10 protein-coding genes are annotated in these 10,333 nt (G+C 65.6%); all 10 read left to right on the top strand.

The annotated features are described in order from the left end of the window. Positions 1-711, top strand: a 711-nt coding sequence (lpxD, locus tag JHC36_RS07580; RefSeq protein WP_287917836.1) for a UDP-3-O-(3-hydroxymyristoyl)glucosamine N-acyltransferase, incomplete at its 5' end; no start/stop codon positions are given. Positions 712-784: 73 nt separating this feature from the next. Next, positions 785-1,225, top strand: coding sequence for a 3-hydroxyacyl-ACP dehydratase FabZ (fabZ, locus tag JHC36_RS07575; protein ID WP_124219604.1), 441 nt, complete (start codon positions 785-787; stop codon positions 1,223-1,225). An 11-nt stretch (positions 1,226-1,236) separates the two neighbouring features. Further along, positions 1,237-2,031, top strand: coding sequence for an acyl-ACP--UDP-N-acetylglucosamine O-acyltransferase (gene lpxA / locus JHC36_RS07570; protein ID WP_287917833.1), 795 nt, complete (start codon positions 1,237-1,239; stop codon positions 2,029-2,031). Between the two features lie 95 nt (positions 2,032-2,126). After that, complete coding sequence (lpxB, locus tag JHC36_RS07565; protein ID WP_287917839.1) at positions 2,127-3,245, top strand: lipid-A-disaccharide synthase; 1,119 nt, start codon at positions 2,127-2,129, stop codon at positions 3,243-3,245. After that, positions 3,217-3,843 (top strand): ribonuclease HII, encoded by a 627-nt coding sequence (gene rnhB, locus JHC36_RS07560; RefSeq protein ID WP_287917832.1) that lies wholly within the window; start codon positions 3,217-3,219, stop codon positions 3,841-3,843. The genes lpxB and rnhB overlap by 29 nt, the downstream gene beginning before the upstream one ends. Then, entirely contained in the window at positions 3,833-4,633 is an 801-nt protein-coding gene (locus tag JHC36_RS07555; RefSeq protein WP_287917829.1) for a TrmH family RNA methyltransferase, read from the top strand. Before rnhB ends, JHC36_RS07555 begins: the two co-directional genes overlap by 11 nt. A 237-nt stretch (positions 4,634-4,870) precedes the next feature. Next, positions 4,871-6,049: a glutamine-hydrolyzing carbamoyl-phosphate synthase small subunit gene (carA, locus tag JHC36_RS07550; RefSeq protein ID WP_287917827.1), complete on the top strand. Its 1,179-nt coding sequence runs from the start codon at positions 4,871-4,873 to the stop codon at positions 6,047-6,049. After that, entirely contained in the window at positions 6,042-9,311 is a 3,270-nt protein-coding gene (carB, locus tag JHC36_RS07545; RefSeq protein WP_287917825.1) for a carbamoyl-phosphate synthase large subunit, read from the top strand. The genes carA and carB overlap by 8 nt, the downstream gene beginning before the upstream one ends. Before the next feature lie 146 nt (positions 9,312-9,457). Then, complete coding sequence (greA, locus tag JHC36_RS07540; RefSeq protein WP_124219591.1) at positions 9,458-9,934, top strand: transcription elongation factor GreA; 477 nt, start codon at positions 9,458-9,460, stop codon at positions 9,932-9,934. A 7-nt stretch (positions 9,935-9,941) separates the two neighbouring features. Then, on the top strand, positions 9,942-10,333 hold a 392-nt coding region (locus JHC36_RS07535; protein WP_287917820.1), incomplete at its 3' end, for a DUF4149 domain-containing protein.

The raw sequence follows: 10,333 nt of genomic DNA, 5'->3' as shown, positions 1-10,333 counted from the left end.
TGGAAGGCCGAGCACCGAGGGCCGGCGCTACGGGGGATCCACCCCACGGCGATCGTCGACCCCGCCGCGGAAATCGGCGACGATGTCTCCATCGGCCCGTTCTGCGTGGTCGAACGCGGGGCTCGAATCGGTGCGGGGACGGTGCTGCGCGCGCACGTGACGGTGGGCGAAGATTGCGTACTTGGGCGCCGCTGTCTGCTGCATGCCGGCGTGGTGATCGGGCCCGATGGGTTTGGCTTTGCGCTTGACGAAGACCGGCATTGGGTCAAGATCGAGCAGCTTGGGGCGGTGCAGATCGGGGACGACGTCGAAATCGGGGCCAACAGTTGCGTCGACCGGGGCGCGTTGTCGGACACGGTGATCGAGGATGGGGTCAAACTCGACAATCTGGTGCAGATTGGCCACAACGTGCACATCGGCGCGCACTCGGCGTTGGCCGGCTGCGCCGGTGTTGCGGGTAGCGCGAAGATCGGCGCGCACTGCACCATCGGCGGTGGCGCGGTCGTGCTGGGGCATTTGACGCTGGCCGATGGGGTCCACATTTCGGCGGCCTCGGTCGTGATGCGCTCGATTCTCAAACCGGGGCAGTATTCGGGCATCTTCCCGATCGACGAAAATGCCTCTTGGGAGCGGAATGCCGCAACGCTCAAGCAGCTGCACGGCTTGCGCGAACGGATCAAGGCGCTCGAGCGCGGCCTGCACGCCTCTTGAGCCCGCGTGCCGGCCCCGGGCCCCTCGGTTTTTCAACCTTCTTTAGACCGGCGGTTTCGCCGCCCACCGAACGATGATGGACATCCACCGCATTCTCAGCCAACTGCCGCACCGCTATCCGTTCTTGCTCGTCGATCGTGTGGTCGCGCTCGAGAAGGGGCAGCGCATCACGGCGCTGAAAAACGTCACGATCAACGAACCTTTTTTCATGGGCCATTTTCCCCACCGTCCGGTGATGCCCGGGGTGTTGATGCTCGAAGCTTTGGCGCAGGCGGCGGCTTTGCTGACCTTCGACATGCAGGATGCGAGCCCCGACGCCCAGACGGTTTATTACTTCGCCGGCATCGACAATGCACGATTCAAGCGGCCGGTCGAGCCGGGCGATCAGTTGATGCTGGAGGTCGAACTCGATCGGGTGCGGGCCGGGATTTACAAGTTCAAGGCGCGGGCGACGGTCGCGGGTGAACTCGCCTGCGAGGGTGACCTGATGTGCACGATGCGCCGCATCGGCTGACGCGAGGGCGCATGGCACGCATCCACGAAACGGCACGGGTCGACCCGGCGGCCGAACTCGACGCAGATGTCGAAATCGGTGCCTACACGCTCATTGGTCCCAACGTGCGGATCGCTGCCGGCACGAGCGTCGGGCCGCACTGCGTGATCGAGGGCCACACCACGATCGGCCGAGACAATCGCATTTTTCAGTTCTGCTCGCTCGGGGCGGTGCCGCAAGACAAGAAGTATGCCGGCGAACCCTGCGAGTTGATCATCGGCGACGGCAACACGGTGCGCGAGTTTTGCACCTTCAACATCGGCACGCCCGGCGGCGGAGGTGTCACGCGCGTGGGCGATGACAACTGGATCATGGCTTACGTGCATTTGGCGCACGATTGCCGCGTGGGCAACCACACGATTTTTGCCAACAACTCGCAACTGGCAGGTCATGTCGAGGTTGGTGACTGGGCGATCTTGGGCGGCTTCACGGTCGTTCACCAGTTCGTGCGGCTCGGTGCCCACAGCATGACGGCGATGTGTTCGCTGTTGTTTGCAGACCTGCCACCCTTCGTCATGGCTCAGGGGCAACCGGCTCGTGCGCGGTCGATGAATTTCGAAGGGCTGCGTCGGCGGGGGTTCACGCCTGAGCGTATCGCCGCGGTCAAGGCCATGCACAAGGCGCTCTACCGCGATGGTTTGACGCTTCAAGAGGCCATCGCGGAGATCGGCGCCTTGGCACAGCGCTATCCGGAGGCGGCGGCCGATGTCTCGTTAATGACATCGTTTCTGAGTGCAACGCCGGCCGAGCGGGGCATCGTCCGTTGACTCAGGGGCTTCTTGGCGTGGACGCTGATCGCGAAGCGGCACAGGGGCACCGGACGCCGAAGCGGCCAGCGACCGACCCGGGTTTGTCGGTCGCGATGGTGGCGGGTGAGCCCTCGGGAGATCTGCTGGCTGGCTTGTTGCTCGATGGCTTGCAGCGGCACTGGCCGGGGCTCAAAGCCGTCGGGATTGGTGGGCCGCAGATGGCCCGACGCGGCTTTGAGGCCTGGTGGAGTGCCGACCGGCTCGCGGTGCGCGGCTATGCCGAGGTGCTTCGCCACTACCGGTCCATCGTCTCGATCCGCGCGCAGCTCCAGCGCCGGCTGCTGTCCGAGCCATCGGATGTCTTCGTCGGGGTTGACGCGCCGGATTTCAACCTGCCGCTCGAGCGCGCGCTCAAGGCGGGCGGGGTGACGACGGTGCATTTCGTGTGTCCTTCGGTCTGGGCCTGGCGCGCGGAGCGCATCCACACGCTCGCGCAGAGCGCAGACCTGGTGCTGTGCGTCTTCCCCTTTGAAATCCCGCTGCTGGAGCGGCACGGCATCCGTGCCCGCTATGTGGGGCATCCATTGGCTCAGGTGATTCCGCTCGAACCCGACCGCGTGGCTGCGCGCCGACGCTTACAACTTCCAGCCGACGCGCCCGTGGTTGCGGTCTTGCCCGGCAGCCGGGGCGCGGAAGTCGAACACCTGGCGCCGAGGTTCTTTCGAACAGCGGCATTGCTGGCGCAGGCGCGGCCGGCCATGCGCTTCGTCGTGCCGTCCGTGCCGGCGTGGCGGGCGCGGGTGGGCGAGTTGGCGCGCCGATACGCTCCGGGCTTACACCTGGAGATACTCGAAGGGCACTCGCACGACGCGCTGGAGGCGTGTGACGTGGCCTTGATCGCCAGTGGGACGGCGACCTTGGAAGCGGCGCTCTACAAGCGCCCGATGGTCATCGCCTACCACATGAACGAACTGTCCTGGCAGATCACCCGCCGCAAGATGCTGCAGCCGTGGGTGGGTTTGCCCAACATCCTCTGCGGGTCGTTTGTTGTTCCGGAGTTTTTGCAGCGCCAGGCTCAACCCGCGCGCTTGGCGGCGGCGGTGCTCGAGTGGTTCGAGGCTCCCTCGCGCGTGGCCGCCCTCGAGCGGCGCTTCACCGAACTCCACCATGAACTTCGCCGCGACACGCCGGAGCAAGCTGCCCATGCGATCGAAGAGCTTCTTGGGCGCTAGGCAGGCCAGCCTGGATTGGGGCACCTTGGGGCTGATCGCGGGGGTGGACGAGGCTGGCCGCGGCCCGCTGGCCGGCCCGGTGGTGGCCGCTGCGGTGATCCTTGACCCCGAGCGCCCGATCGACGGCCTGGCCGACTCGAAGAAGCTCGCACCCAAGCGTCGCGAGGCCTTGGCCGAGCGGATTCGGGCCGATGCGCTTTGCTGGGCGCTGGGGGAGGCCAGCGTCGAGGAGATCGACCGGCTCAACATCCTGCAGGCCACGCTGCTGGCGATGCAGCGGGCGGTGGCGGCCCTGCGGTTGCGCCCGGCTCGGGTACTCGTGGACGGAAACCGTTTGCCGGTGCTCGACGTGTTGGCAGAGGCCGTGGTGGGGGGGGATGCGAGCGTCGCCGAGATTTCGGCCGCCTCGATCCTCGCGAAGGTGCATCGCGACCGATGGTGCGTGGAGATCGACCGGCTGCATCCGCAATACGGCTTTGCCGCCCACAAAGGTTACGGCACGGCGGCTCATCTCGCCGCGCTGCGGACGCACGGGCCGTGTGAATGGCACCGGCGCAGCTTCGCGCCCGTGGCGCAGTGGAGGGGCGATGAACGCTGAGTTGTCCAGCGGCCGGTCAGGGCCGCGCGTGCAGTTCATCGCCTCGCGGGACAATCCGCGCTACAAGGCTGTGAAGAGGCTCGCGCAGGTCAACACCGAGTACCGAAAACAGGGGCAGGTTTGGATCGAAGGCGACCATCTATGCCGGGCTGCGCTGGCCCGAGGCTTGCGGCCGGCGCTGGCCGTGTTTTCTGAATCATTTTGGGCTGATGCCGGCGATAAATCCGACTTTCTTGCTCTTGAAAATATAGTAATTCCGGCGGCAATGATGGCGGGAATCAGCAGCCTCTCGTCACCGGCACCGATGGGTTTCGTGCTCGACTTGCCCGCCCAGGCACCGTTCAACGCCGGGGCGGCGACGGTGGTGCTCGACCGCGTGCAGGATGCCGGCAACGTCGGTTCGATCTTGCGCAGCGCTGCGGCCTTCGGTTTCCATCAGGTTCTGGCTTTGCGGGGTACTGCGGCGCTGTGGTCGCCCAAGGTTGTGCGGGCCGGCATGGGGGCCCACTTCGGTTTGCGGCTGATCGAAGACCTCGACGTGGACGTGCTCGATGGCTTCGAGATTCCGCGCGTGGTCACCCATGTGCATGAGGGGGTTCTGTTGCACGAGCGGACGCCGCCGAACCCCTGCGCGCTGGTTCTGGGGCATGAAGGACAGGGGGTCAGCGCGGCGGTTTTGGCTCGCGCCGATCGTCGTGTGCGCATCGCCCAGCCAGGGGGCGAGGAGTCGCTGAACGTGGCGGCAGCTGCCGCGATCTGCCTGCACGCCATCGCCGTCGGGCCGCGCTGAAGGAAACGCTGCATCTTTCTTCAGCGCTTCCTGAACGGGTCGCTGTCGTGCGCTCCCGACGCATGCGCGTATGCTGCCCGGTCCGATCGACCCCCAGGGCCGCGGCTATAATGAGAGGCTTTTTGGCCCCCGCCCGTACGCCCAAATCCCTCTGAAGCTCCCTCCCACAAAAGCAGCCAGGCGCAACTCTGTTTGCGACGCGCATTTGGGCGTACCCGCAACCATCCGGAGAACCCAGTGCTTTTGTCTCTACAGGGAAATTTCCCGCCCGCGCTCCTCGCGCTTGCAGACGGCACGGTCTTTGTTGGTCACTCGATTGGTGCTCCCGGCGTTACCGTTGGTGAGGTCGTCTTCAATACGGCGCTCACCGGCTACCAGGAAATCCTCACCGATCCGAGCTATTGCCAGCAGATCGTCACGCTTACCTATCCCCACATCGGCAACACCGGCGTCAACGATGAAGACGTCGAGTCGGACCAGGTCCAGGCCGCAGGACTGATCATCAAGGACTTGCCGCTGCTCGCCAGCAACTTCCGCGCGCAGCGCAGCCTGGGGCAGTATCTGCGCGACGAAGGCACGGTGGCGATCGCCGGGATCGACACGCGCAAGCTTACCCGGCTGCTGCGCACCCATGGCGCACAGAACGGCGTCATCGTCGCCCTCGAGGCCGGGCAATCCTTCACGCCGGCACAGATCGACGAAGCCGTCGCCACCGCACGCCGCGCCCCGAGCATGGCGGGGCAGGATCTGGCGCGCGTGGTCAGCACGAGGAAGGCTTATCGCTGGACGCAGACCGAGTGGGCTTTGGGTAAGGGCTATGGTGAACTCGCCGAGCCCCGGTTCCACGTGGTGGCCTACGACTTCGGCATCAAGAAGAACATACTGCGTATGCTCGCTCAGCGCGGTTGCGCCGTGACGGTGGTGCCCGCACAGACGCCTGCTGCCGAGGTTCAGGCGATGCGGCCCGATGGGGTGTTTTTCTCCAACGGCCCCGGGGACCCCGAGCCCTGCACTTATGCCATCGAGGCGGCACGCCACTTTCTCGACGCGGGCGTGCCCACCTTCGGCATCTGCCTTGGGCATCAGATCATGGCGCTCGCAGCGGGTGCGCGCACCTTCAAGATGAAGTTCGGCCACCACGGTGCGAACCACCCGGTGAAGGATCTCGACACCGGGCGGGTGTCCATCACCAGCCAAAACCACGGCTTTGCGGTCGATGCCGATTCGCTGCCCGCGAACCTGCGGACCACGCATGTGAGCCTGTTCGACGGCACCTTGCAAGGCCTGGCCTGGAACGACCGGCCGGCGTTTTGCTTCCAGGGTCACCCCGAGGCCTCGCCGGGCCCGCATGACGTGGCCTATCTGTTCGACCGTTTCACCGCGCTCATGCAAGCCCAGGAGAACGCGCATGCCTAAGCGCACCGACATCCAGAGCATCCTCATCATCGGCGCCGGCCCCATCGTGATCGGGCAGGCCTGCGAGTTCGACTATTCCGGCGTGCAGGCCTGCAAGGCGCTGCGCGAAGAGGGCTACAAGGTCATCCTGATCAACAGCAACCCGGCGACGATCATGACCGACCCGGCCACGGCCGACGTCACCTACATCGAGCCCATCACCTGGCAGACGGTGGCGCGCATCATCGAGCGCGAGCGGCCCGACGCCATCCTGCCGACGATGGGCGGACAAACGGCGCTCAACTGCGCGCTCGACCTCTGGCGCAACGGCGTGCTGGATCAGTTCGGCGTCGAACTCATCGGCGCCAAGCCCGAAGCCATTGACAAGGCCGAAGACCGGCAGAAGTTCAAGGCTGCGATGACCGCCATCGGCCTGGGCTCGGCGCGCTCTGGGATCGCGCACAGCATGGAAGAGGCCTGGGCGGTGCAGAAAGCGGTGGGCTTCCCGACCGTGATCCGCCCGAGCTTCACGCTGGGCGGCACCGGCGGCGGGATTGCCTACAACCCGGAGGAGTTCGAGGCCATCTGCAAGCGCGGCCTCGAAGCCTCGCCGACCCGCGAGCTGCTGATCGAGGAGTCGCTCGTTGGTTGGAAAGAGTTCGAGATGGAGGTCGTGCGCGATCGCGCCGACAACTGCATCATCGTCTGCTCGATCGAAAACCTCGACCCCATGGGCGTGCACACGGGCGACTCGATCACGGTCGCACCCGCGCAGACGCTGACCGACAAGGAGTATCAGATCATGCGCGACGCCTCCTTGGCGGTGCTGCGCGAGATCGGCGTCGATACCGGGGGCTCGAATGTGCAGTTCGCCGTCAACCCCAAGGACGGCCGCATGATCGTGATCGAGATGAACCCTCGCGTCTCGCGCTCTTCGGCCTTGGCGTCCAAGGCAACCGGGTTTCCGATCGCCAAGGTTGCGGCCAAACTGGCCGTGGGCTACACACTCGACGAACTGCGCAACGAGATCACCGGCGGCGCGACGCCCGCGAGCTTCGAGCCGACGATCGACTACGTGGTGACGAAGATTCCGCGTTTCGCGTTCGAGAAGTTTCCGGCTGCCGACAGCCGGCTCACGACGCAAATGAAGTCGGTGGGCGAAGTCATGGCCATGGGCCGGACCTTTCAGGAGTCGTTCCAGAAGGCGCTGCGCGGGCTGGAAGTCGGCGTCGATGGCATGAACGAAAAGACGCAGGACCGCGAGATTCTCGAGCGCGAGCTCGGCGAGCCCGGCCCCGAGCGCATCTGGTATGTCGGCGACGCGTTTGCGGCGGGCTGGTCGCTCGAGGAGGTGCACCAGCTCACCAAGATCGACCCCTGGTTCCTCGCGCAGATCGAGCAAATCGTGAAGATCGAACTCGACCTCGACGCGCTTGCCGCCGAACGCGGCGAGCAGGCCTTGGCCGCGCTCGATGCGGCCACGCTGCGCGCGCTCAAGCAAAAGGGTTTCTCCGACCGGCGGCTCGCCAAGCTGCTCAAAACCAGCGAGAAAGCGGTGCGCGACACCCGCCGACGCTTGGGCGTGCGGCCGGTCTACAAGCGCGTGGACACCTGCGCGGCCGAGTTCGCGACCCACACCGCCTACATGTACTCGACCTATGAAGACGAGTGCGAGGCCGAGCCGACGAACAAAAAGAAGATCATGGTGCTCGGCGGCGGCCCCAACCGCATCGGCCAGGGCATCGAGTTCGACTACTGCTGTGTCCATGCGGCCTTGGCGATGCGCGAGGACGGGTACGAGACCATCATGGTCAACTGCAACCCCGAGACGGTCTCCACCGACTACGACACCTCGGACCGCCTGTATTTCGAGCCGCTGACGCTCGAGGACGTGCTCGAGATCGTCGACAAGGAAAAGCCTACCGGCGTGATCGTGCAATACGGCGGCCAGACACCGCTCAAGCTCGCCTTGGGCCTCGAAGCCGAGGGGGTGCCCATCATCGGGACGTCGCCCGACATGATCGACGCCGCCGAGGACCGCGAGCGCTTCCAGAAGCTGCTCCACGATCTGGGCTTGCGCCAGCCACCCAACGCGACGGCGCGCACCGAGGCCGAGGCGCTGGAGAAGGCGGCCGCGCTGGGCTATCCGCTGGTGGTGCGGCCGAGCTATGTGCTGGGCGGTCGCGCGATGGAGATCGTGCACGAGCAGCGGGATCTGGAGCGCTACATGCGCGAGGCAGTCAAGGTCAGCAACGACTCGCCGGTGCTGCTCGATCGCTTCCTCAACGATGCGATCGAGTGCGACGTGGACGCGGTGCGCGACGCCTCGGGCCGCGTGTTCATCGGCGGGGTGATGGAGCACATCGAGCAGGCCGGCGTGCACTCGGGCGACTCGGCGTGTTCACTGCCGCCGTACTACCTCTCGAAGGCGACGGTCGACGAGCTCAAGCGCCAGACCGCGGCCATGGCGGCAGGTTTGAACGTGGTGGGCTTGATGAATGTGCAGTTCGCCATCCAGGAAGCGGACGGCCAGGACGTGATCTATGTGCTCGAGGTCAACCCGCGCGCTTCGCGCACCGTGCCCTTCGTGTCCAAGGCCACCGGCGTGCAGCTGGCCAAGGTGGCGGCACGCTGCATGGCCGGCCAGACGCTGGACCAGCAGGGCATCGGTGCCGAGGTCACGCCGCCATACTTCAGCGTCAAAGAGGCGGTGTTCCCGTTCGTGAAGTTCCCGGGCGTCGACACCATCCTTGGGCCGGAAATGAAGTCCACCGGGGAGGTCATGGGCGTGGGCCGGACCTTTGGCGAGGCCTTCGTGAAGAGCCAACTCGGCGCCGGTACGCGGCTGCCGCGGCCATTCAAGCCCGATGGCACACCCGCCGGTAAGGTGTTTCTGACGGTCAAGAACGGCGACAAGCCGCGCGCGGTGGAGGTCGCTCGTGCCCTGCATGAAATGGGCTTCGAGCTGGTGGCGACTCGGGGCACCGCCGCAGCGATTGCCGCGGCTGGTGTTCCGGTCGCGGTCGTGAACAAAGTGACCGAGGGGCGGCCGCACATCGTCGACATGATCAAGAACGACGAGATCGTGCTGGTGATTCACACCGTCGAGGAACGGCGCAATGCCATCACTGACTCCCGCGCCATCCGCACGTCGGCGTTGGCTGCGCGCGTGACGACCTTCACGACCATCGCCGGTGCGGAGGCTGCCGTCGAAGGGATGAAGCACCTCGACAGCTTGACGGTGATTTCCGTTCAGGACATGCTCGCCGCCCTGGGCCGTTGATCCGCTGCAGGTTCACGGCATAATTCCCCGCAGTCAACCGCCGGACGTTCACGCCCGGCGGTTGCTTTTTGGGATCTCGAGAAGCGAAGGGCGTCTCGGGCTACACCCCGACAAGTAAAGACTTCCAACCGATTCATCCGACTTTTATGGCAACGATACCCATCACCAAGCGTGGTGCCGAACTGCTCAAACAAGAGCTGCACCGTCTCAAGACCGTCGACCGGCCAGCCGTCATTGCCGCCATCGCCGAAGCGCGGGCGCAGGGCGACCTCAGCGAAAACGCCGAGTACGAAGCAGCCAAGGACCGTCAAGGCTTCATCGAGGGCCGGATCCAGGAGATCGAATCCAAGCTGTCGGCCGCCCAGGTGATCGATCCGGCCGCGGTCGACGCCGGTGGGCGCGTCGTGTTTGGCGCGACCGTCGAGCTCGAGGATGAAGACAGCGGCGAAACGGTCGTCTACCAGATCGTCGGTGAGGACGAGGCCGACCTCAAACTGAATCTGATCAACATCTCAAGCCCCATCGCTCGGGCGCTGATCGGCAAGGAAGAGGGCGACGTGGCCGAGGTTCAGGCGCCGGGCGGCGTGCGGCGCTACGAAATCGTCGCGGTCCACTATCGGTGAGGGTGCGATGAGCGCCCGACGGACATCCGCCATCCGGCTCGTGGGCTTGCTCGCCGCGGCGCTGTGGTGGGGCAGCCTCAGTGCGACCGCTTTCTGGGTCGTCCCGGGCCTGTTCCGCCATCTCCCGACGCCCGCCCTGGCCGGGAACATGGCGGGGCAGCTGTTTTCCGCTCAGAACGCGGTCGCGGCGGCTTGTGGGCTGGCTCTGCTCGGCGTTTTCTGGTCTTTTTGGCGTTATGCCGGCAGAAAATGGACCTGGGGTGCTCTTATTTTGGTAGTGCTCGGCCTCAGCTTTGCAGTCATCTCTGAATGGGTCGTGGCGCCCCACATCCTGGCGCGCGACAACCTGCCGCTGTGGCACGGGCTGGGCTCGCTCCTTTACCTGGGGCAATGGCTGTG

Source organism: Tibeticola sp. (assembly GCF_022759015.1).
GTDB classification, from domain to species: Bacteria; Pseudomonadota; Gammaproteobacteria; order Burkholderiales; family Burkholderiaceae_C; genus Tibeticola; species Tibeticola sediminis.
This window is presented reverse-complemented; position numbering and strand designations above follow the sequence as displayed.